We start from the raw sequence: 24001 nt of genomic DNA on the forward strand, positions 1-24001 counted from the left end.
GATCAGGGTTGCGAACAGTATAACGCCAACTAAAATTTACAAAAGCTTAAAACCGTTTGGCTTTCGGGCTGTAACTGCCTATTATGCCCAGCTATTTTTCCAGCCCTTAGTAAGCGAAGAGTTCATGACAGAAGATTTTCAGGTCGGCCAACGTTGGTACAGCTATACAGAAGCTGAATTAGGTTTAGGTGTAGTCACTGAATTGGTTAATCGCAGTGTAACGATTTTTTTCCCTGCAATTGGTGAAGAGCGTACCTACGCGCAAAGCAATGCTCCATTAAGCCGCATTGTTTACCCTATTGGCGACCAGATTTCTGACGATGATGGTTTGTCTATCACTGTTACTGAGCATCAAGAAAGCAAAGGCTGTGTTATCTATTTTGGAGATGATGCCGAAGGTAACGAACAGATTATTCATGAAGCATCATTAGAAAGTGCGGTTCATTTCAGTAAACCTTACGAGCGTTTGTTTGCAGGCCAGATCGATAAGCTTCGTCACTACGAACTACGTCAAGAAACTTTAAAGCTACAACATCAGCACCAGAACTCTGCCGCTTACGGTTTGATCGGTCCTCGTGTTCAGTATTTGCCACACCAGTTCTATATCGCTTCTGAAGTGGGTAAGCGTACTGCACCACGCGTATTGCTAGCTGACGAAGTAGGTTTGGGTAAAACCATTGAAGCAGGTTTGATTCTTCATCAACAGTTAGTTTCTGGTTTAGCGAGTCGAGTGCTGGTGGTTGTACCTGATAGCTTGATTCACCAGTGGCTGGTGGAGATGTTGCGTCGTTTTAACCTGCATTTCTCTATTATGGATGAGGGTCGTTGCGCTGAAAGCGAAGGTAATCCTTTTGAGACAGCACAATTGGTGTTAAGCCCATTGTCACTATTTACTCAGCATGAAAAGCATCTTGAACAAGCGGTAGAAGCAGGTTGGGATCTTATGGTGGTGGACGAAGCTCATCACCTCGGTTGGAGTGAAGAGGGCGCGAGCCACGCTTATACCTGCATTGAGAGCCTTGCACAGCATGTCAAAGGCCTACTGCTTTTGACTGCAACGCCAGAACAGTTGGGTATCGAGAGCCACTTTGCTCGTTTGCGCTTGCTGGATCCAGACCGTTATTACGATCTGCAAAAGTTCATTGAAGAAGAGCAGGCTTTCAAATGCGTTAACCAGTTGATCGAAACGCTACAGAACCCAGAAGGTTGGGGTGAAGCATTGAAGGATGAAGCCTTTACTGCGTTATTGCACCAGTATCTGGGCGATGAGATGGCAGATCATCTGGAAGTTCACAAAGATGATGATTCTGAAGAACGTGAACAGTTAATCGAGAAAACCGTACGCACTCTTTTAGATCAGCATGGCACAGGCCGAGTGCTTTTCCGTAATACACGTGAAAGTGTACAAGGCTTCCCAGAGCGTAAGCTTCACAGCTACGAACTACCGTTACCGGACGCGTATAAAGAAGTGATTGCCGATGCACCAATGGAGCGTCAGTTGCACCCAGAATCTTTGATCGGTAATGGTGAAGGTTCTGCTTGGCTATTAGAAGATAACCGTGCTGACTGGTTGATCAAATGGTTGGAAGATTACAAAGGTGAAAAGGTTCTAGTGATTTGTGCGCACGCGCAAACAGCTATTACTCTAGAGAAACAGCTACGCCTATTTGAAGGTAAGCGTACAGCACTGTTTCACGAAGGCATGAGTCTTGTTGAGCGTGACCGCGCTGCGGCTTACTTCGCCGACTCTGAGCAGGGCGCTCAGCTACTGATCTGCTCTGAGATCGGCAGTGAAGGTCGTAACTTCCAGTTTGCACACCACATGGTGATGTTTGATCTACCAATGAACCCTGACCTTCTTGAGCAGCGTATTGGTCGTCTTGACCGTATCGGTCAGCTTCAAGATGTAAATATTCATGTGCCTTATTTCGCTGGTAGCGCGCAATCGGTGCTGCTACGTTGGTACGCAGAAGGATTAGGTGCGTTTGAGCAGGTTTGTCCAACGGGTCAGTCTTTGTTGCAGCAATATGCCGCGCAGTTACATGAGTGCATGGAAAACCCACTCGATCAAACTGCTGTAGATTCGCTTATCGATGAAACGGCTCAAACTCAATCAGCGTTGTTAGCTGAATTGCAGGAAGGTCGTGATCGTTTACTAGAGTTGAACTCCTGCAACGCTGATATGGCTGAAGAGCTGTTAGATGCAGTTGAAGAAGACAGCCAGCCAGGTAAGTTAGCGTCCTTTATGGGCCGTATCTTTGATCACTTTGGTGTTGAACAAGAAACCACAGGTATTAATGGTGTGATCCTTCATCCGGGCGATCATATGCTGAATAGCCATTTCCCAGGCTTACCAAGTGACGGTATGACCGCTACTTTCCAGCGTAACGAAGCACTATCTCGTGAAGATATGCATTTCCTAAGCTGGGAGCACCCAATGGTATCTGGTGGTATGGAGATGATGCTAGAAGGCAGCTACGGTAGCTCAACCCTGTGTACAATGAAGCTTCTACCACTGAAAGCGGGTAGTTTGCTGATTGAAGCCGTTTTCCGCATCCACTCTATTTCCGATCGTTCTCTGCAACTGCAGCGTTACCTTCCAGATGCGTGCGTTCGCCGTGTGATCGATAGTAATGGCAACGATCTAACGGGTGTGATTACCGAACAGCACTTCGCTACTTTGGGTAAACGTGTAGGTAAGAATGTTGCGTACAACTTGGTAAAACATACCCGTGAAGAGATTACTGAGCTAGTTACTAAGCTTGAAGCTCAGGTTGAGCAAACAGAAGCGGATCTGCTTGCACAAGCGAAAGCGTCCATTACTGAACAGATGGAAACAGAGTTGGATCGCTTAAAAGCCTTGGCTAAAGTGAATCCAAATATTCGTGATGAAGAGCTAGAGGCGCTGACAATCCGCGAAGAAGATCTGTTGGCTGCTGTTGAAGGCGCTTCACTGAAGATGGATTCGATTCGTATTGCAGTGGTGACGCACGAGTAAACATATAGCACGATTTATTGTTATTTAATTAAGCCCTGAAGCATACGTTTCGGGGCTTTTTACGCCGATAATAATACCTTCCAACGATTACTTGATCTTAAACAAGTAAATTACTTATGCCATTGCATACAATGGCAGCACAAAACTAGAGCGGGAGTTCGGTCTGATGTCTCTTTGCTTAGTTATTTCTGTATTCTCTTAAGTTTATTTCTCCACTAGCCAAGGAGGGGTCATGTTCCGGTCTCTAGCTAATGTAATCGATACAGTTTTAAGAACCTGTGGTTTTAAAACTCTTAATAGTCAATTTACCCTGTCTTATGCCCTAGTATTTATACTGGCCGCATCTTCAGGAATCAGTCTTTACTTCAGCATGTCGATCAATCCTCAGACCATTGATATGGCAGGTCGTCAGCGCATGTTGAGTCAGAAAATCGCAAAAGAAGCACTATTAGTTGCTGCAAATGTTGAGCAACAAACCACCCTTCGTAAAACCATGGAATTGTTTGAGTCATCCCACAAAAAACTTATGTTGGGTGATGCAGCGTTGGGTATGAATCCAATCAAAGATCCAGCGATTGTTAAGCAGATGCAGCATGTTGATCAGTTGTGGGGAAGTTATAAAACACTGATCAATAATCATGTCTCTCAACCAAGTGATACCACGCTTGCCGAAATAACAAAGCAATCGCCAGTTATTCTTAAAGAGATGAATAAAGCGGTTGGTATGTTAACTAAACAAGCAAGCGAGACCAGTATGAATCAGCTGTTGATTGCGTTTGTATGCGTAGTTGGCATCCTGTTGCTGGTTGTGTTTGGTCGAGTGTTTGGTTTGAGCATGTTGATGAATAACATCTCTCGCTTAAATGCTCGTATGACTGAAGTGGGTCAGGGTAACTTCTCGCATCGATTTGATATCACCCATACCGATAATGAAATAGGGCAGATGTTTAATGCCTACAACAACATGTTAAACCATGTGGGTGATCTGTTGAAAACGGTTCAGACGGTTGCGCGCAACACTGAGCGTCATGTAACAAATGTTGTTGAAGCCACTTCAGATGCCAGCAATGGTGTTAGTCGCCAGTACGAAGATATTGAACTGGTTGCGGCGGCTATGACCGAAATGAGTGCAACTGTACAGGAAGTTGCTAACAATGCAGTAGAAGCAGAGCAAGCCGCGCAAGAGACTGACACTCATGCTAAGAGTGGTGGTGATGTTGTTGGTCAATCCGGTAATCAAGCACAAGAGATGCTAACAATGCTGAATAAAACAGCATCGGCGATTAAAGAGCTTGAAGCGGAAACACTTGCCGTGGGTAACGTAACTTCTGTGATCAACGACATTGCTGAACAAACAAATCTATTGGCATTGAATGCGGCGATCGAGGCGGCACGTGCTGGTGATCAAGGTCGTGGATTTGCGGTTGTTGCTGATGAGGTACGTACCTTAGCGCAGCGCACACAGCAATCGACGCAAGAGATCCAGCAGATTATAGAACGTCTACAGAGCAAAGCAGAATCTGCAGTGTCTTCTATGGGTGTTAGTACTGATCTTGCCGATCGCAGTAGCGAACTTGCAAACTCTGCAGCTGCGGTACTTGAGCAGATTATCTCCTCTGCAAATACGATCTCTTCAATGAACACCATGATATCTACTGCAGCTGAGCAGCAGTCATCTGTAGCATCGGATATTGATAATCGAGTGGTAAATATTTCTGATATTGCAGGTCAAACGAAGCGTGATACGGATCGTGTGGTTGAGGCAACTGATCAGATTCGAAGAGAAGCGCACGAACTTAATCAATTGGTGATGAAGTTCCAGCTATGATCTAAATGGTCCTATAGCGATTAATTTAAAATGCCACCTCAAGGGTGGCATTTTTGTATTTCAAAACCCAATTATACAGATCACCACTGCAATATATTTTCAATTTGTTGCTTCAGGGAAAGTTGAGTTATTTCCTTAAAGCAAAGCACCGCTAGAATGAAACCGTCTATATAGTGAATTATATAGTGGTACTTATTTTCAGTTCTCAGGTCAACGCTCACCGTTCCATGGTTATCATGACACTTATTTGAGGAGGACGAGTCACTTGTTAAAAATTGTAAAAGTTCTACAAGAAAGTGGGTTTCTAACGTTGAGTGATTTAACTTGTTTTCAGGGGAAATTAAGGCGATTCCTTTTACTCCTTTTAGGAGTGAAATCCTGCCTAATACTTTATCAGAGAAATTAATTTTAGGGGCGGAGTACTGAATAACTTCTTCTAGGTTTAACTCATCGTCGATTGCTATGGTTGTACTAACCTCAGTATGAGCCACTCTTGGTGTGGGAACCAACTCTTCAAGTAAAAAGAGAATGTCTTCTTTTTCTCGAGCATCAATAAAATAGATAGGCGCGTTTATATTGAGCTCGTTCAACCAACCTTTGTATTCGGCATGGGTAGGATTTGCTACTTCATCTGATTTTGTTACAGCCACAATCAAGGGTTTATGAAGTGTAAGGTGACGAAAATGCTGCGTATAGAATTTTAGGTCATGTTGCGGATAATTTCGGGTGTTGTCCAAAAACAAAATCAGGCCAGAACAATCAAGCGCCAATTTAGTGGTTATGATCTCCCACATAAATTGGAAGCGTTCTTGACCTGGTGCGCCATAGCAATGAATACGTTGATTATTTGTAGTCGTAATATAGCCATAGTCCATGGCTACGGTAGTTGTTTTTTTTCTTTTAGATGTACTATCTGAAGTGTTTGCGTCGGTATCGACACAATCTATTTCGCTTATAGTCCTAATTGCAGTTGTTTTGCCTGCTCCGACTGAGCCAAAAAAAATAATTTTTTTGTCCTCCAACAACTTTTACCCCTTATCAGAATTGTAAGTACAAACCCAAGTTATTGATGGCTAGTATAATTGATTTTATCTATTTGTAAGTGGTGCTGTGCTTTGTCTTACCTACGTATGGCGAGTCAAAAGGCGTTCTTCAAGAATAGAGCAGGTCGGAATAATCTTAGGTATGAGGTAATCAGGCCGAAGGTTTTATATATGGACTCTAAATTAGCTCACCGAAAAACGCTGCAGCACTAATTGTGTCTTTTGTTAGTTTCATACGGCCGGATAAATTAGCTTAGCGATCTGGTTGATCGGTCTTTATAGACAAGAAGTTCTCCTTTCCCGACAGGGACTAAAGAAGTGCTCAAATTTGATTGATCGGCGATCCAAGCATTAAATTCTTCTAGCTCCTCTTTATGAGAAACGGCATTGTCACAAACAAGTAATCCACCTTCCTTCAATAGGCCGAAAAGCTGTTTTGCTATTGCTAGATATTGGCTTCTATCTGCATCGAGGAAAATAAAGTCGATGTTTGGAGAAAGTTTGGAAAGTAAATCTACAACGTCACCATCAAGTTGCGTAATCTTTGAATCTAGCTCAGCCTTACGGAAGTTTTCTGAGGCTTCATCGATCTTGCGGCTGTTATTTTCAATAGTAAATACATGACCGCCATCAGGCAGGGAAGAGGTTAACCATAGTGTGGAATAGCCATTAGACGTACCGACCTCAAGTACGGTTTTGGCGTCAGTTGCCTTGATTAAAACAGCTAAAAATTCACCCGTATCTCGTGTGATATTAAGATACTTTTTGGAACGCTCTGATTGGGCATCATCGTTATCGAGTCCAAGTTGTTCGAGATTTTTTAAAAGCTGTTCAAGGCTCATTGTAGGCATCCATACTTAGCTGATGTTATTAGTAGCGATCAAAATATTCCTTACGAGTTTTATGGGCTTCAATATCTTCCTTTAGAGAAGAGTATCTATCCTTTTTACCAAACATCCCAAAGAAAAATATGGTTGCTGCTAAAAATAGTAATAAGCATGCACCTAAGAGTTTCTGTAAGAAATCATCACTATTTGGTAAATCAAACAAAACCGTAATTGCAAAAAAAACGATTAAAGCAGAACACAGAAAGCTTACAGTTCTCCTGAAGTACTACCATAATTTTGCAGAAAGACGCTGTTCGGTAGTTGGCCTGCGTCCGTATGGTTTTAATTGAGCGATTAGGATAAGGAAAGCGCTACATATAATTAAAAACAAGATAAAGAAATACATAAAGTTTACCAAGCTACAAATGACATTTTTTGTGGATGCTGTGCCAGCGTCAATCAGTTATTCACACCTGAGACGTCCTTGAAGATCTTATGGAACATTGCGCTTATCACAAGCCAAACACCACAGAAATTAAGAAACGTAGCTGTTACCCCTATGAATACCAACATTGAAATGTTGGCGTCGGCCAATAAGAAATACATTACTGCGAATTCAAATAAGGATAGGGAGGGAACGGTAAGCAGGAAAAATCTTATCTTTTCTTCTATAGATAACTCCCTACTAATTTCTTTGAATACACCTTTTGTTAGGAGCCACGTTACAAAACTGACAATGAGAATATTCCCAAGCAATGAGAGAAGTGGGCCTGAGGAAACGCCGAGAACTGATTTAGCGATAGCAACGCTTACCAGAATGATCGATACGGTAGGAATAAACAAAAGTGCGGGTAAAGCAAATGAAGGTTTTCTGTATGATTGAGTGGCTTCCATGCGATTTGTCCTAATTTTGGAATGCAGCAGTTTAGTAAAATACCTCAACGTTTTTCGAACAATAAGAGTTCATCATGACTAATTTGGTTTAAAATGATGCGTTTTAGCAGGTCTGCAGTTACCTCATCACTAAATTTTTTATCGGCTTCGTAGATAAAAGCCTCTTTGGCGCCAGAGTTTATAGCTAAGGACTTAAATTCTTTCCTTTCTAAGTAGGTCAAATTTCCTTCTAGTTTTTCCATGGGCTGGATAATTACGATTGGAGAAAAAATAACAGAGCTTTTTGTTTTATTGAAAACAAGCTTTAAAAGCTCCTGAGCAGCTATTACATCAGCTAGCAGCATTCTAGGGTGAGAAAACGGATTATATGAAATAGTGTCTTTGTCTAAGGTCACTAAAGCTTCATTGCCATAAGCAGTAATCTCTTTACCACCTTTCGCTTTAGTTTTTATGGCTATGTTGGGAGCTTGATCGAAAACAGTGTGGCTCAAAAGGTTGGTTACTTTCAGCCTATTTTCCCATATCTGTACGTGTAAGATTCCCCTTAGATTTACCATCGCATTTATAAACATTTGTAATAGTCCTTTATCATTATGTTTTGTACAAGAACTGACAATAGGCTTTGACCCCTTAAGTTCTCAGCCAAGCTGCGGCAAGTATGTAGCCTGTACCCTAAGGCGGTTGCTAACAAACTTGTTAAGGGCAGATTGCACGTTGCCCCCAACTTACTAATAACGAAATTAACAACGCTAACGTAAATGTTCTTACCGGCCACCCCATTGGTACTAAAATGAGAACAATTGCGGGATAACAAATTATATAAAGCCAGCTTTGAACATTCAGTTTGCTTATTTTATTGTGTATATCTTCAAAGCTATTGGAGAAATAGTCGGGGTCTTCCTTTGGAGGCCTATAAAAATAGCCAAAAACTGCCAGCCCTCCTACAAGGAGGCAGGTTGCAATTATTGGGGCGATAGAAAAGCACTCCATGCTTGAAGACTCCACTTGTCTAGCTGAAAAAGTAGGACATTAATGATGATTTGCTAAAGCTGCTTGTTCTTCGAAATATTAAAGACATAATTCGACTTGTTTGGCCCCAACTGAGTAATTGGTTTCTTGCAAGCGAGACTCTTCAATCTCAGACAAACCACCATCAGAAAATGCTTTGGGATAGAGAGAAAGTTTCGGCTTCCTTTTAAGTAATTCGGTAGCCCCAAACTGATTTAAACCATCGTTCATACCCGAATAATTTTCTTAGCAAATGGATATATTACTAATGCCATTACAAGCCATGTTTCGAGAAGGTAGCCTGCCACTGAGTCAGGTAGCTTAATACCTGCAGACATAAGAACGGATCCAATCACAAGCAAAATACCGAAACTTATGATTAAGCAGCCAATGTACGTTTTTACGAACTTCAAAATTTAATACCTTGTTTAAGAATCACTGATGCTTATCTCATATCTAGAATTTAAGAGTTGTGCATTACGTGTCTTGTTTGAACCGCTTATTAGCCGATAATTGTCTCTAAAAATTGCTGACCATGAACACTTGGTAGCCATCCGAAAGCTTCAATATTTATTACAACTGTTATCCAATACACCTGCTTGAATTCTTTTTTGCTGGATTTGTGCCTTAATTTGCTTTGGGCTAAAAATGCGTCAGGCCACCCCCCCGATCAGCGATAACAAGTGAAGCTGGCTTTCTGATGTACGCCATCTATCATTTTTAGCTGCTGATCTCCATAAGGCATCCTTTTTCACTTCTGGTTTAGTGTGTTCAGGTGAATAGGGTGAGTTTAACTGCCAATTTAATAGTTATACCAGCTAAAAAAATTATAGTTAGATACCTCTGTGAGTCCTAGCGATAGAAAGGGCTCTGCTTAGAATCAATGTTCAAGTGCAACGTTTTGAATATTTATAGCAATTTATTCGTGGTTTGTTAAAGCTAGAAAAATCCGGTTTTTGGCACGGTATTGTCGCTTTGATATATTCGCTATGATGGGATGACCCAAATTTTTTTCTACTAAACGTTTAAGAACCAGCATTTTTTGATATTCATGGTCTTGGAAATACAGGTAGCTAGGGCGCATCGCATCCTTCCGTTTAAAAAAATCAGCTGAGCTTGCGCTTATTAGATTTACAAGATAATGATGCTTCTGTAATTTCGTCTTTAGCATGGAAGCATCATGCTTTCGTGTAGCAAAATAATATAAATCTATTTGTGCTAAAGGAGGCCTAACAAGAGAGTCTTTAGGGGGTAAATGGGAACTACTATTGCTGTTTGGTTCATTTCTTCTTTGTATAGAATTGACTGGTTGTAATGTTATTTTATCTCCATCGCACGGTTCATCACGAAATGCCTTTCTTCCATCAACGATACAACTGTATATTTCTGCAGAATTAGCTTGATAAATTGGGTTGAATATTAGTAACAGAATTACACTTGTTAACCTTTTCATAACTGCTCCGTGAATGAAGGCTCTATCCCTAGTTAAACTAATACTGTCAGAGATCGATAAATATGAAAAGTGCAGGAAAGTACTTGTTTTAGTCTTTAATCTTTTTCTCTAGCCACGAAGTGGCGTCCTCTAGGCGCAGCCGTCCTTTAGCAGCGAAGATGCGTCCTGCCTTTAACCGACAACATCCAACTCTCTCTGCTTAAACTCCGCACCCAATCCCTCAACAATCTCCCGACACTGAACAACATCAACACCCTCTAAACCATTAATTGCAGATACCTGCACATCATCAATCAGTTCGCTGGCGCGTTTGATAAAGGCTTTTACTGCTTGGTAAGAGTCGGGTAGGGCTGGTTGGCAGTGTTGTTGGTAGACCTCTTCGTTTTGAGCATTCAGCGAGATCGATAGTGCGTCTATGCATCCAGCTAATTCAGGCACTATATCGCGTTTGTGGAAGAGGCTGCCGAGGCCATCGGTATTGATACGGGTTTTACCGCCGTTTTCTTTTACCCAAGTAGCGATTTGTAACAGGGCTGTTAGGCGCAAGGTGGGTTCGCCGTAGCCACAAAATACGATTTCATCGTAATCGGTTGGTTTGCAGATTAAGGGAATAATGGTATCTGCTTCTGGGCGTTTGCTTAGATAGAGTTCGTGACCTTTAACTTCGGTTGAGCCGTTATGTTTTGGGCAGAACTGGCAGGCGAGAGTGCAACGGTCGGTTAAGTTGATGTAGAGGCTGTTGCGGATCTGATAAACGTAGCTGTCTTGGTGTTCACATGGGGTAGAGCGCTTTGCAGGGTTGGGGCGTTTTTGTGTCATTGCGTACTGCTAATCAGCGATATTTATAGATAGAAGTCTACTTTAGCAGGGCTAGTTAACAGGGGTGTTGATGCTTATCAAAAGTGACCCGGTTAGGGTGCAAATGCACCCTTAAACCGGTATCGAAGGGGAAGGTTTCGCTATGAATTTGGTGCGTTTTACGCGGCTGCTTGCTGGGCGCCGTGTTCTGGGTGAGTCGCTATAAAGTGCTGCAACACTTTTTGCAGCATTTCTGCATGACCATAGTTGTGATCACGCTGCGCTTTAGCGATGTCATCCATAATAATTCGTTTAATTTTCTGTTCGCCGTCATGGGTAATCATGTAATGACCAAGAGCCATGGCGATCATTGGGTCCATGTGTTCGTGTTCTGCAATGGCATCAACTTCGTCTGCAGTTAGGTCACTTAGTTCCAGGCATTCTTCGTAGGTCAACATTTCTCTCTTCCTCTGCCTTTAACAGGCTATTTTTTTATGTCTATCGGAGTCTCTACCGGTCTCTCTCCAAACCGGCAAATATGAGTTTAGAAGAGGAATTTAAGATTCTCTAATACATTAGGAGGATAAAAATTCACAATGAATATTCATTCAAGTATTGAAATTCATGTTGCAGATGCGAAAGATGAGTTTGATTCAATTAAGGAGTTGCCGTATTTAAAGGGCTAGCGGCGTGGTGCAGAACAGCAGCCCCATTTTGGTGCAAATAAACCATAATGGGGAGCTATAAAAATAATTTTTTTTAGACGATTAAAGAATAACTGGGAAGTCGCTTTTTAGGCGTTCTAAAAGCGCTTGTTTTCCTTGCGGATTCTTTTGGGTGACATCTTCCCCAGCTGTTGGGAAATAGATGTCGCGAAGTCGGGATAACCAGAAGCGCAGCGCTGCGGTTTTCATCATTGCCGGTAACAGATCGATCTCCATCGGATCTAAAGGGCGGATCTCCTGATACATATGCAGCATCTGCTGCGCTTTCTGGGTATCAAACTGATTATTGGTTTCGTCAAAGCACCAAGCGTTAAGGGTAACGCTTAGATCGTATAGATAAGGTGTAGAGCACGCGTGATAGAAATCGATTAGCCCCGATAAACGCTCGCCATCAAACATAGCGTTGTCTGGGAACAGGTCTGCGTGTACAGGTCCTGAGGGTAATGTCGTCCAGTCGATATCACTGGTTTCCATCAAGCTATTTTGTAATAACGTTTGCTGCTCTTTATCTAGCTTCGGTAACACACGAGAAGCCAACTCGTTACACCACTGCGGAATATGGCTGTATTCATCGAGCTCTAATTGTGACGAAAGCTGGTGGAACTGAGCGAGGGTGCTACCAATTGTTTTCGCTTGAGAAAGCGTTGGCTGATTTAGTGGTGCGCCTTCTAGACAGTTCATTAATACGGCGGGTTTGCCGTTGAGCATACCGAATAGATCACCGTTATTCAGGTGAATAGGCTGAGCGCAGGCAAGCTCGTTAATCGCTAGATGATCAACTAGGCCCAGAATAAAGGGCAGTTTCTCTTTAGGTACAGATTCAACCAGTGTTAGGACAAAGCGGCCTTGATCGGTATCGACAAAAAAGTTGCTGTTCTCAACGCCTGCACTAATGCCTTTATAGCTTTGTAACTCACCGACAGCGTAGTTCTGAAGGTGAGTTTGAAGTTCTGAAAAGCTAACTGCGGTGTAAACTGACATTATCGGTCTTTGTCCTACTGGTGTATCTGTTAGTGATTTTTTGGTGATTCAGTGTTCTTTTGTAGCCACTGCCATAGGCTTTCTGCACAGCTCTTACGTACCAGAATGTCGTAATCCTTAGTGTCGTGCAGAGACATAATGTTGATGCCTTCAGCTAGCTCAACATCAGTCACGGGTAAGCATGAAAACTGTTGGGTATTAGAGCTGCCTAGTAGGTAATGAATCGCTGCTTTATTTAGATACGCTTTTGAGCCGTCTTCGGAGGTTTCTAGTTTAAGATCTTCGCCAAAGGTTTCGCGCAGAGCTTGGAATACAGATTCATGCGCACCGGTAGGTGGAAGAACCAACCAACGGTTCTCGTTGATCCACAGAATCGCTAAACGGCCCATGCAAGAGATGCGATTAACCGTTAGCGGTTGAGCAACGCCCATCACTTCACCCACGGCGATAAGCAAATCTTGGTCAGGCTCGGTATCCAGTGCAAGATCGCCAATAAAAGGGCGTTCTCGAACAATAATGCTATTAATTCGGCTGTCGTTGTCTATCGCTGCTTGAATATTCAAGTGAACAAGCGTGCCGCCTTGAGTGGCTTTGTTAGTATTGTTTTGCATAGACATTTTTACTCCTTTACAGGGCTTTCGCCTGTAAATCAGCGTGGTAAGAGGAGCGAACCATCGGGCCACTGGCAACATTCTTAAAGCCAAGTTCGTAACCGATCTCTTCGTACTCTTTAAATTCTTCTGGCGTTACATAACGCTCTACAGCGAGGTGATATTTACTTGGCTGTAGGTATTGGCCGATGGTTAACATGTCGACATCATTAGCACGAAGGTCTTTCATTACTTTGATGATCTCTTCTTTGGTTTCACCCAAACCAACCATCAATCCAGATTTTGTATCGACTTCTGGATTTAAGCGCTTAAATTGGTAAAGCAGGTTGAGCGAGTTATGGTAATCCGCACCCGGGCGTACCGATGGGTACAAGCTAGGTACAGTTTCCATATTGTGATTCAGAACATCTGGAACCTGCTGAGATAAGATCTCTAATGCAAGATCAACTTTGCCGCGAAAATCTGGAACTAAGATCTCAACCTTTAGGTCGTCACTGACTTTACGTGCTTCTTTTACAACTTCAGAAAAATGCGCTGCACCGCCGTCTCTTAGATCGTCTCGATCTACCGAGGTGATAACCACATATTTAAGACCTAGCTTTTCGATAGTGGATGCACAATTCTTTGGCTCTTCTGGATCAAGCGCCATTGGTCGACCATGCGCTACATCACAGAAAGGGCAGCGACGTGTACAAATAGCACCCATGATCATCAATGTCGCAGTTTTGTGACTAAAGCACTCTGCCAAGTTAGGGCAGGATGCTTCTTCACAAACTGTATGTAATTTAAGGTCGCGAAGTTGTTTCTTAACCTTTTTTACATTGGCATTTGAGCGGGCATCTATACGAATCCATTCCGGTTTACGTAGGCGTTCTCTTTCTGGGTCCGGTTTGTGACGCAGACGAGACATTTTTGATTCGCCTTTCAGCTCTTGTAGTGGAATCAATTCCATAGTGACACCTCGCGATGTTCAATTAAAAATAGAGGCCAAGCTGATAAGGGTGGCAGCCCGGCCTCCAAGACTTACAGGGATGGAAACGGATTAACCGCGGAAGTAACGCTGCTCAATAAATGGTGCTTTCGAAACCACCATTGGTAGCTGCTTGCCACGTACTAGAGCGAAAACTTCTGTTTCAAGTGCAGAGTAAGCGGTTTCTACATAACCCATAGCTACTGGCTTGCCTACAGTTGGGCCGAAGCTGCCAGAAGTAACAGTACCGATCTTTTCACCGTCAGCATTAACAAGGTCAGCGCCCTCACGGATCGGAGCTTTACCCGATGCGATAAGGCCAACACGCTTACGGCTGTAGTTTTTGTTAGCGATCTGATCAAGGATCTTGTCAGCGCCAGGGAAACCGCCAGCACGTTCACCATCGGCACGACGGCACTTGCTGATCGCCCAGATAAGGCTGCCTTCGATTGGTGTCGTTGTTGGATCTAGGTCGTGACCGTATAGGCAAAGACCAGATTCCAAACGTAGGGAGTCACGTGCACCAAGACCAATAAATTCAACTTCAGGTTGCTCTAGGAAAAGGCGGCATAGACGATCTGCTTCAGCCGATGGGATAGAGATCTCGTAACCATCTTCACCTGTGTAACCAGAGCGGCTCACGAAGCAATCAACGCCATCGATAGCGATGTGACGAGAGTCCATAAATACAAGTTCATTAACTTCTGGGCAGATGCGAGATAGCGCTTGTGCCGCTTCTGGGCCTTGAAGTGCAACCAATGCACGGTCATCCAGAACTTCTAGCTCAACGCCTTCACCAAGGTTTGCGCGCATGTGAGCGATGTCCTGATCTTTACATGCAGCGTTAACTACAACGTAAAGGTGGTCACCGTAGTTAGTCACCATCAGGTCGTCCATGATGCCGCCTTCATCGTTAGTGAAAAGGGCATAACGCTGTTTACCTGCAGGAAGATCGATAATGTCTACAGGTACTAGTTTCTCTAGTTCAGCTGCTGCATCTTCGCCTGTTAGCTTAACCTGACCCATGTGAGATACATCAAAAAGACCAGCGTGATCACGGGTATGAACGTGCTCTTTTTTTACACCTAGCGGGTATTGAACCGGCATTTCAAAACCTGCGAAAGGTACCATTTTTCCACCTAGCTCAATGTGCAGGTCATATAGAGGTGTTTTGCTCAGTTCGGACATCGTGTTCTCCATAATGCTTGTTCTGTGCAGCCTTCGTCTTTGCGAAGCTGCTCGTGTTCTTCAGGTGCAGTTCTTTGACTACAGTTCTTTAAGTACAATCTGATGGAAAAGCTCTATTGAGATAAAACTCTTTCAACAGATTGTTCTGGCTTTAAAGGATCGGACCACCGTCGGTGATCCGATCTTTAGCTTTATTGATTAAGCGTTTTTACCGTCAGTTGTATCAACTGGAGCACCGTTACGCGCGAAGTACTCTTTAGTCAGTTTGAAGACAACCGGGCTTAATAGCGCCAGAGCAATCAAGTTAGGCAGAGCCATCATGGCATTTAGCGTATCTGCTACTAGCCAGATGAAATCCAGACTTACGATTGCGCCTACAGGCACCGCAATAATCCAAAGAACACGGTATGGTTTGATCGCTTTAACACCGAATAGGAACTCAACACAGCGTTCGCCGTAGAAGGACCAACCGATGATTGTAGTGAAAGCGAATACCGCTAGAGCGATAGCTACTAGGTAGTTACCAACACCAGGAAGTGCATGAGCGAAAGCTGCAGACGTTAGTGCTGCGCCAGACTCGCCTGATGTCCAAGCACCAGATGTAATGATAACCAGACCAGTAATCGAACAGATGATTAGGGTATCGATAAACGTACCCAGCATCGCGATTAGACCTTGGCGAACAGGATCTTTTGTTTGAGACGCAGCGTGGGCAATAGGTGCAGAACCTAGACCCGCTTCGTTAGAGAAGACACCACGTGCTACACCGAAACGGATAGCAGCCCAAACAGCAGCACCCGCAAAACCACCTTCAGCCGCAGCTGGAGAGAATGCGTGAGTGAATACTAGATCCAAGGCGGCAGGGATTGCTTCAGCATTTATAGCTAGTACTACAAGGCCAGCACCTAGGTAAGCGATTGCCATTAGAGGTACTAGAGAACCAGCAACGGCGCCGATACGCTTGATACCACCAATCAAAACGGCACCTACTAGTACCATTAGAATCAAGCCTGTTACCCAGACATCTAGGCCAAAGTTAGATTCTAGAACGTCTGCAACAGAGTTGGACTGTACCGTGTTACCGATACCGAAAGCGGCTACTGCACCAAAGATTGCAAATGCAGTACCTAGCCAAGCCCATTTAGCGCCAAGACCATTTTTGATGTAGTACATCGGTCCACCAACATGGCGGCCTTCTTCATCTACTTCACGGTACTTCACAGCCAGTACTGCTTCAGAGAACTTAGTTGCCATACCAACCAGTGCGGTACACCACATCCAGAATAGAGCACCAGGGCCACCTAGGAATACAGCTGTTGCTACACCGGCAATGTTACCTGTACCAACCGTTGCTGATAGCGCAGTCATTAGTGCTTGGAAGGGAGAGATTTCGCCTTCTTTTTCTTCTCCTTTTTTAGTTTTACGGCCTTCGAACAGAAGTTTAAAACCCGTACCTAGTTTAAGAAGAGGCATAAGACGTAGACCCAGCATTAGGAATAAACCAACGCCAAGAATAAGAACAAGCATCATAGGACCCCACACGATCCCATTAATGCTGCTGATGATAGAGGTTAATGTTTCCATGAACCTAGACTCCAATCGGATTGTTATTTTTATTTGAACGCACTTGGATTGTTTAAAACTTCTTAAAGCACCAGGGCAGAGCTTTTAGATTTCCAAACATGCTTACTTACAAAAGGTGAAGCTATTGGCTTCGCTTACTTCGCTTGAATCTGTCACTCAAGAAAAAGAAAGGTTATCTGTGAAATAAGTTTCCAATACGAAACAAAGCTAGCGTAAGGGAAAATTAATTTCAACGAAAATATGTTGAAAAAGATTTGATTAGAGCTGTCTAATTCTTGTTTATTGAATAAAGCCTAATGAAAACAAGTGGTTGGCGTTATAGGAAAAATTTTCATTTTAGACGATTAGGCTAAAATGCTTATTAGCAGGGCGGTTTACTATGATGAATCTAGCGTCGTTAGCTAGTTTTAGGCTGCTTTTTATTCATAGGGGCTCCCTCTATTGAGTTAGGTGCGCCAATGAAATTAGACACAGGCTTTAATGTAGCAAGAAGCGTTTAAGGTGAATTTGAGAGCAACAAAACTGGATTTAAATGAAAAAAGTTTCCAATAGGAAACTTTTTGTTGATTTTGGAAAATCTCACTGCTAGTCTGAAATCAAATCGACGGTATTTGAACAATTAATGATCAATTTGTTCGAAGTTATATAGCTCTTTAATCAGCGGACTATCACCGCAACCGTACAAAGAGACGGTTTAAAGAGTAGATACATAAAATAATAAAAAGAGCGGTTAGACCGCTGTAGTGAGGTCGCAGTGCCATTAAGTATTTTTGATCTATATAAAGTAGGGATTGGTCCTTCCAGTTCTCATACGGTAGGCCCGGTTGTCGCGGCTAATCGTTTCTTAGATGAATTGCGTGAGCGTGATCAATTAGATCAAGTTGCCTCAGTACATGTAGGTTTGTTCGGCTCTCTGGCAATGACAGGTAAAGGTCACGCAACCGATGTTGCTGTGATGATCGGTCTAATGGGTGAGAAGCCAGATTTAGTCGATCCAGATAAAGTGCCTGTTTACGTTGATCAGATTCGTAACACTAAGCAGATCAATTTGGCAGGCGAGCGCATGATTGCGTTCAACCCTGAAACTGATCTGCCATTTAACTTTGGTGAGTCTTTACCAAAGCATCCAAACGGCATGCACTTTAAAGCGTATGACGCAGCCGGCATTATTTTACACGACAACATCTTTTACTCCGTAGGCGGTGGCTTTGTACTAAGTGACGCCGAAGCGGGTAAAGAGAAAGGTGCAGAACCTGAATTCAAGCTTCCTTTTCACTTCGATAATGGCGTTGAGCTATTAGAAGTCTGTGAACGTGAAGGAAAAACCATTGCTGAAATCGTTTTAGCCAATGAGCTGACATGGTCTGAACAAGACGTGTTAGAAGAGCGCCTGTGGAACCTTTGGCAGGTGATGGATAACTGCATTAAGCGTGGCTGTACAGAAGAGGGTGAGCTACCAGGTGGTCTACATGTTAAACGCCGTGCCCACGAGCTTTATGAAGAGCTTAAGTCTAGCCCAGAAGCAGCACTGAAAGATCAGTTAACTGTAATGGATTGGGTCAATCTATTTGCTATTGCGGTTAACGAAGAGAACGCAGCGGGCGGTCGTGTGGTGACGGCGCCAACGAATGGTGCTGCCGGTGTTATCCCTGCTGTTCTAGCTTACTACGACCGTTTTGTTCCGGGTTCCAATCGCCAAGGTATTTTCGATTTCTTAGCGACATCCGCTGCTATCGGCATGCTTTATAAGAAGAACGCTTCTATCTCGGCTGCCGAAGTGGGCTGCCAAGGTGAGATTGGTGTGGCTTGTTCTATGGCTGCTGGTGCACTTTGTGCCGTGATGGGCGGTACTAATCAGCAAATCGAGAACGCTGCAGAAATTGGCATGGAACATAACTTAGGCCTGACCTGTGACCCGATTGGTGGCCTGGTGCAAGTGCCGTGTATCGAACGTAACACCATGGGTGCTGTGAAAGCGATCAATGCTGCACGCTTAGCGCTTCGTGGTGATGGTGAACATCATGTATCTCTAGACTCTGTTATCGAAACGATGCGTCAAACAGGTCTGGATATGCAGGATAAATATAAAGAAACCTCTCAAGGTGGGTTGGCCGTAAACGTGGTTGCCTGCTGATTCTTCGTAATAAAAAAATAAGAGAATAAAAAATCATGAGTCACAGTGATCTGTATCGCAACGACGCTGTTTGCGAAGCATTTTTTACCCAAGACCTAGCAGAGCGCGATGCTGATCTGCTGTCTGCAGTAAATGAAGAGTTTGATCGTCAGGAGATGGGGATTGAGCTGATAGCCTCTGAAAACATTGTATCTAAAGCTGTAATGCAGGCGCAGGGTACTGTTCTAACAAACAAATATGCAGAAGGCTATCCGGGCCGTCGTTACTACGGTGGTTGTGAGTACGTAGATAAGGCTGAAGGCCTAGCTATCGAGCGTGCAAAAGAGCTATTTAACTGCGAATTCGTAAACGTTCAGCCGCACTCAGGTGCGCAAGCAAACGGCGCGGTTATGTTGGCACTATTGCAGCCGGGCGATACCGTATTGGGCATGTCTCTGGATGCTGGTGGTCACTTGACTCACGGTGCGCGCCCAGCCCTTTCTGGTAAATGGTTCAATGCTGTGCAGTACGGTGTGTCTCGTGAAGATAGCCGTATTGACTACGATGAAATTGAGAAGCTAGCGGTTGAATGCCAGCCGAAGATGATTATTGCAGGTGGTTCTGCGATTCCACGTCAGATCGATTTCGCACGTTTCCGTGAGATCGCTGACAAAGTAGGTGCGTACCTGTTTGTTGATATGGCGCACATCGCAGGTCTAGTAGCGACGGGTGCTCACCCATCACCGCTTCCTCATGCCCATGTTGTTACGACGACAACGCACAAAACTCTACGTGGCCCACGTGGCGGCATGATCCTATCTAACGATCTGGATCTAGGTAAGAAGATCAACTCTGCGGTATTCCCAGGTCTTCAGGGTGGCCCACTGATGCACGTAATCGCAGCGAAAGCGGTTGCTTTCGGTGAAGCGCTACAGCCTGAATTTAAAGTTTACATTGATCGTGTAGTAGAGAATGCCAAAGTACTTGCTGGCGTTATGGTCGAGCGCGGTTGCGACATCGTAACTGGCGGCACAGATACGCACCTGATGTTGGTCGATCTTCGCCCTAAAGGCCTGAAAGGTAATGTCGTAGATGAAGCGCTAGAGCGTGCTGGCATTACTTGTAACAAAAATGGCATCCCATTTGACCCTGAAAAACCAATGGTGACTTCTGGTATTCGTCTAGGTACGCCAGCAGGTACAAGCCGTGGTTTTGGTCCAGAAGAGTTCAAGCTGATTGGTAACCTAATTAGCGATGTATTGGATGGTCTAGTGGCTAACCCAGAAGATAACTCCAAAGTTGAAGCGGAAGTGCGTGCGCAGGTCGAAGAGCTGTGCAAGAAGTTCCCTCTTTACCGTTAATAAACCTGTGTAACGAATGAGCAATAGGAAAAAATTATGAGCATTCCATCTAACTACCTTTTCACACCAAGCCATGAGTGGGTTTTGGACAATGGTGACGGCACTATCTCTCTAGGCGTATCTGATCACGCTCAGGAACTTCTAGGTGATGTAGTTTTCGTTGAACTACCAGAGATCGGCCACGCAGTAGAAGCGGGTGAAGAGTTTTCTCTAGTTGAGTCTGTAAAAGCAGCGTCCGACATCTACTCTCCAGTAAGCGGTGAAGTGGTTGAAGTAAACGAAGCTTTGGAAGATGCCCCAGAGACAGTAAACGAAGCACCATACACTGATGGTTGGATCGTAAAAATTAAGCTGTCTGATTCATCTGAATTGGCGAAACTTCTAAACGCAGAAGCGTACGAAGCAACGATTGCAGAAGAAGCTTAATTGGTTGAGTTGCTAGGTATGTTGCAAAGGTCTAATCAGCCTGAGTACCTAGTAACCCTGTCCCCCAATTAGCTTTAGCAAGGCGAAGTGGTAGTGCAGGACCGCTTCGCACCCTTAAATTTATTTGGTTTAAGTGTCTGTTACACACATTTAAATCGAGCTGTTACCACAGGTTATTGTTATGGCAGTAGAAACTCGCACTTTGAGTGATCTTCAGCAGACGACTGATTTTACTCGTCGTCATATTGGTCCAGATAGTGAGCAGACTCAGGAAATGTTGTCCTTTTTGGGTCTTAACTCAATGGATGAACTGATTACACAGACAGTTCCAGACTCAATCCGCTTAGATGATGCGTTAGATATGGCGGATAGTAAGACTGAAGCTGATGCGCTTGCGTATATCAAATCATTAGCTGATAAAAATAAGGTTAATAAATCTTATATTGGTATGGGCTATAGCAATACTCTGGTTCCAAACGTTATTTTGCGTAATGTTATGGAAAACCCAGGTTGGTACACAGCTTATACACCTTACCAACCAGAGATTGCTCAAGGCCGTCTAGAAGCGCTGCTTAATTTCCAGCAGATGGTGATGGACCTAACAGGTATGGAATTGGCGAACGCTTCTCTACTTGATGAAGCAACTGCAGCTGCAGAAGCGATGACGCTGTGCAAACGCTCTAACCGTAAGAAAACCAATACATATTTTGTTGCTGATGATGTTCACCCGCAAACGCTGGACGTTATCAAAACACGTGCCGAATACTTTGGTTACGACATCGTAGTAGGTAACCCGCTAACAGACCTTGAAGCGGCAGATCCATTTGGTGTTCAGCTACAGTACCCAAGTACTTACGGCGATATCACTGATATCAAATCTATTATTGATGCGGCTAAAGGCCAGAAAGCAATGGTTTCCGTTGCTGCTGATATCCTAGCCTTGGTTCTTCTTAAATCACCAGGTGAGCTGGGTGCTGATGTTGTACTAGGTTCCTCTCAGCGCTTTGGTGTACCTATGGGCTTTGGTGGTCCACACGCAGCTTTCTTTGCTGCATCTGAAAAGCTAAAACGTTCTGTGCCTGGTCGTATCATCGGTGTATCTATCGATGTAAACGGTAACCAAGCATTGCGTATGGCGATGCAAACACGTGAGCAGCATATCCGTCGTGAGAAGGCGACTTCTAACATCTGTACAGCTCAAGCGTTGCTTGCCAATATGGCTTCTTTCTACGCTGTATACCACGGTCCAGAAGGCCTTAAGACGATTGCAGAGCGCGTACATCGTTTGACGGCTGTGCTTGCTAATGGTCTTAAGGCGAAAGGTGTTGCGGTTAACGACACGTACTTCGATACGTTGACTGTTTCTCTGCCTGAGACTCAAGAGGTTGTTTACCAAAGAGCAATCGATGCGGGTTGTAACTTCCGCAAGGTTGGTTCTGATAAGTTGGGTATCAGCTTGGATGAAACAACATCGTCTGAAGATGTTGCGCAGTTGCTAGACGTTATATTGGGCGACGATCACGGTCTAAGCGTTGCTGAGCTAGATGCAGCAATTGTTGCAGGTGAAGCGACGGGTATCTCTACAGAGATGCGTCGTGAAGATGCAATCCTGACGCACCCGACGTTCAACAGCTACCACAGCGAAACCGACATGCTTCGTTACATGAAGAAGCTAGAGAACAAAGATTACTCTTTGGCGCATGGCATGATCCCACTCGGTTCTTGCACCATGAAGCTAAATGCTACGGCTGAGATGATCCCGGTTACATGGCCTGAGTTTGCAAACATTCACCCGTTTGCACCGGCTGACCAAGTGCAGGGCTATCACCAGATGCTGCACGAATTGGAAGATCAGCTGGTAGAGATTACCGGTTACGATAAAGTTTCTTTGCAGCCTAACTCAGGTGCTTCTGGTGAATACGCTGGTCTATTGGCGATTCGTAAGTACCAAGAGTCTGTTGGTGAAGGCCATCGTAATGTTTGCTTGATCCCATCGTCTGCGCACGGTACTAACCCTGCTTCTGCAGCAATGATGGATATGAAGATCATTGTGACCAAGTGTGATGACAACGGTAACGTTGACGTTGCTGATCTTCGTGCACAAGCTGAATTGCACAAAGATGATCTATCTTGCTTGATGATCACTTACCCGTCTACGCACGGTGTTTATGAGGAAGATATCGTAGAGATTTGCGACATCATTCACAAAAACGGCGGTCAGGTTTATATGGATGGCGCGAACATGAATGCGCAGGTAGGTATCTCTAAGCCGGGTGCAATCGGATCTGATGTGTCTCACCTAAACCTACACAAAACATTTGCTATCCCACACGGTGGCGGTGGTCCAGGTATGGGGCCAATTGGCGTTAAGAGCCACTTGGCACCGTTCCTAGCGAGCCATAAAGTAAGCCCAGTTGAAGGTGTAAATCCAGAAAACGGTGCGGTTGCTGCTACGCCTTATGGTTCTGCTTCAATTCTACCGATCACGTGGATGTACAACGTTATGCTAGGTAAGTCCGGCCTTAAAGCATCGACAGAGATGGCGATCCTTAATGCTAACTACATGACTGAAAAATTGGCTGCGCACTATCCGGTACTTTACCGTGGCCGCAACAACAAAGTTGCTCACGAATGTATCGTTGATATTCGCCCAATCAAAGAAGAAAGCGGTGTTACTGAAGAAGATATTGCTAAGCGTCTAATGGACTATGGTTTCCATGCGCCAACCATGTCTTTCCCAGTAGCTGGTACTTTGATGATCGAGCCAACTGAATCGGAATCTAAAGCAGAGATTGATCGCTTCATTGATGCCATGGTTCAGATCCGTGAAGAGATCAACAAAGTACAAAATGGTGAATGGCCTGCAGATAACAACCCGCTGTTCAATGCGCCGCATACTCAATCGGACATTATGAGTGCTGGATGGGAGCGTCCATATAGCCGTGAAGAGGCTGTATTCCCGAATGAAGCAACTCGTCAGAACAAGTTCTGGCCAACAGCTAACCGTATCGACAACGTATACGGTGATCGGAACTTTATCTGTTCTTGTCCGGGTATTGAAGCTTATCAAGACCAGTAATTATCTTTTGCTGCAGGGGTGCTCTTGCAGCAAAGTTAAAAAGTCGAACCATTGGTCTTGAGCCAAGTGAACCGGAGATCCACTTGGTTTAATTCAGCGAGAGCCAATCTGTGC

At 44.1% G+C, this 24001-nt stretch carries 20 protein-coding genes; 6 read left to right on the forward strand and 14 right to left on the reverse strand.

What is annotated here, in order from left to right; all coding sequences use genetic code 11:
- Positions 1 to 124: 124 nt before the first annotated feature.
- Together rapA and ACMXYP_RS06660 are read left to right on the forward strand one after the other, a co-directional pair.
- Positions 125 to 2998: an RNA polymerase-associated protein RapA gene (gene rapA, locus ACMXYP_RS06655; RefSeq protein ID WP_415884231.1), complete on the forward strand. Its 2874-nt coding sequence runs from the start codon at positions 125 to 127 to the stop codon at positions 2996 to 2998.
- A 232-nt stretch (positions 2999 to 3230) separates the two neighbouring features.
- Positions 3231 to 4826 carry a methyl-accepting chemotaxis protein gene (locus ACMXYP_RS06660; protein WP_415884232.1) on the forward strand — a complete coding sequence of 532 codons (1596 nt, stop codon included), beginning with the start codon at positions 3231 to 3233 and terminating at the stop codon, positions 4824 to 4826.
- 80 nt (positions 4827 to 4906) lie between these two features.
- Here the strand turns inward: ACMXYP_RS06660 and ACMXYP_RS06665 are convergent, their stop codons facing one another.
- The 14 genes from ACMXYP_RS06665 to ACMXYP_RS06730 form a co-directional block, all read right to left on the reverse strand.
- On the reverse strand, positions 4907 to 5851 hold the full coding sequence (locus tag ACMXYP_RS06665) for a GTP-binding protein (RefSeq protein WP_415884233.1): 945 nt from the start codon (positions 5849 to 5851) through the stop codon (positions 4907 to 4909).
- Between the two features lie 266 nt (positions 5852 to 6117).
- The gene (locus ACMXYP_RS06670; RefSeq protein ID WP_415884234.1) at positions 6118 to 6711 is read right to left on the reverse strand and encodes an O-methyltransferase; all 594 of its coding nucleotides are present in this window, start codon (positions 6709 to 6711) and stop codon (positions 6118 to 6120) included.
- 444 nt (positions 6712 to 7155) lie between these two features.
- A complete protein-coding gene (locus ACMXYP_RS06675; RefSeq protein ID WP_415884235.1) occupies positions 7156 to 7590 on the reverse strand; it encodes a hypothetical protein in 435 nt (144 codons plus the stop codon).
- Between the two features lie 44 nt (positions 7591 to 7634).
- The gene (locus ACMXYP_RS06680; RefSeq protein WP_415884236.1) at positions 7635 to 8162 is read right to left on the reverse strand and encodes a hypothetical protein; all 528 of its coding nucleotides are present in this window, start codon (positions 8160 to 8162) and stop codon (positions 7635 to 7637) included.
- A gap of 496 nt (positions 8163 to 8658) precedes the next feature.
- Complete coding sequence (locus ACMXYP_RS06685) at positions 8659 to 8829, reverse strand: hypothetical protein (RefSeq protein ID WP_415884237.1); 171 nt, start codon at positions 8827 to 8829, stop codon at positions 8659 to 8661.
- A 422-nt stretch (positions 8830 to 9251) separates the two neighbouring features.
- Positions 9252 to 9353, reverse strand: a complete 102-nt coding sequence (locus ACMXYP_RS06690) for a DUF1294 domain-containing protein (RefSeq protein ID WP_415884238.1) — start codon at positions 9351 to 9353, stop codon at positions 9252 to 9254.
- Positions 9354 to 9517: 164 nt separating this feature from the next.
- Positions 9518 to 10051 (reverse strand): hypothetical protein, encoded by a 534-nt coding sequence (locus tag ACMXYP_RS06695; RefSeq protein ID WP_415884239.1) that lies wholly within the window; start codon positions 10049 to 10051, stop codon positions 9518 to 9520.
- Positions 10052 to 10222: 171 nt separating this feature from the next.
- Positions 10223 to 10870, reverse strand: a complete 648-nt coding sequence (locus ACMXYP_RS06700) for a TatD family nuclease-associated radical SAM protein (RefSeq protein ID WP_415884240.1) — start codon at positions 10868 to 10870, stop codon at positions 10223 to 10225.
- Between the two features lie 158 nt (positions 10871 to 11028).
- Positions 11029 to 11307 (reverse strand): hypothetical protein, encoded by a 279-nt coding sequence (locus ACMXYP_RS06705; RefSeq protein WP_415884241.1) that lies wholly within the window; start codon positions 11305 to 11307, stop codon positions 11029 to 11031.
- A 309-nt stretch (positions 11308 to 11616) separates the two neighbouring features.
- Complete coding sequence (locus tag ACMXYP_RS06710) at positions 11617 to 12555, reverse strand: homoserine kinase (RefSeq protein ID WP_415884242.1); 939 nt, start codon at positions 12553 to 12555, stop codon at positions 11617 to 11619.
- 29 nt (positions 12556 to 12584) lie between these two features.
- Positions 12585 to 13172, reverse strand: coding sequence for a sarcosine oxidase subunit gamma family protein (locus tag ACMXYP_RS06715; protein ID WP_415884243.1), 588 nt, complete (start codon positions 13170 to 13172; stop codon positions 12585 to 12587).
- Positions 13173 to 13182: 10 nt separating this feature from the next.
- Complete coding sequence (lipA, locus tag ACMXYP_RS06720) at positions 13183 to 14118, reverse strand: lipoyl synthase (protein WP_415884244.1); 936 nt, start codon at positions 14116 to 14118, stop codon at positions 13183 to 13185.
- A gap of 90 nt (positions 14119 to 14208) precedes the next feature.
- On the reverse strand, positions 14209 to 15324 hold the full coding sequence (gcvT, locus tag ACMXYP_RS06725; RefSeq protein ID WP_415884245.1) for a glycine cleavage system aminomethyltransferase GcvT: 1116 nt from the start codon (positions 15322 to 15324) through the stop codon (positions 14209 to 14211).
- 198 nt (positions 15325 to 15522) lie between these two features.
- Complete coding sequence (locus ACMXYP_RS06730; protein WP_415884246.1) at positions 15523 to 16908, reverse strand: alanine/glycine:cation symporter family protein; 1386 nt, start codon at positions 16906 to 16908, stop codon at positions 15523 to 15525.
- A gap of 754 nt (positions 16909 to 17662) precedes the next feature.
- Here ACMXYP_RS06730 and ACMXYP_RS06735 point away from each other — a divergent pair.
- From ACMXYP_RS06735 to gcvP, 4 genes are all read left to right on the forward strand, one after another.
- Positions 17663 to 19042 carry an L-serine ammonia-lyase gene (locus ACMXYP_RS06735; RefSeq protein ID WP_415884247.1) on the forward strand — a complete coding sequence of 460 codons (1380 nt, stop codon included), beginning with the start codon at positions 17663 to 17665 and terminating at the stop codon, positions 19040 to 19042.
- 35 nt (positions 19043 to 19077) lie between these two features.
- A complete protein-coding gene (locus tag ACMXYP_RS06740; RefSeq protein ID WP_415884248.1) occupies positions 19078 to 20382 on the forward strand; it encodes a serine hydroxymethyltransferase in 1305 nt (434 codons plus the stop codon).
- 33 nt (positions 20383 to 20415) lie between these two features.
- Positions 20416 to 20808: a glycine cleavage system protein GcvH gene (gcvH, locus tag ACMXYP_RS06745; protein ID WP_415884652.1), complete on the forward strand. Its 393-nt coding sequence runs from the start codon at positions 20416 to 20418 to the stop codon at positions 20806 to 20808.
- Positions 20809 to 20989: 181 nt separating this feature from the next.
- Entirely contained in the window at positions 20990 to 23887 is a 2898-nt protein-coding gene (gene gcvP / locus ACMXYP_RS06750) for an aminomethyl-transferring glycine dehydrogenase (RefSeq protein ID WP_415884249.1), read from the forward strand.
- Positions 23888 to 24001: the final 114 nt, after the last annotated feature.

Origin of the sequence: Neptuniibacter sp. QD34_54 (genome assembly GCF_047778055.1) — a bacterium.
GTDB lineage: Bacteria > Pseudomonadota > Gammaproteobacteria > Pseudomonadales > Balneatricaceae > Neptuniibacter.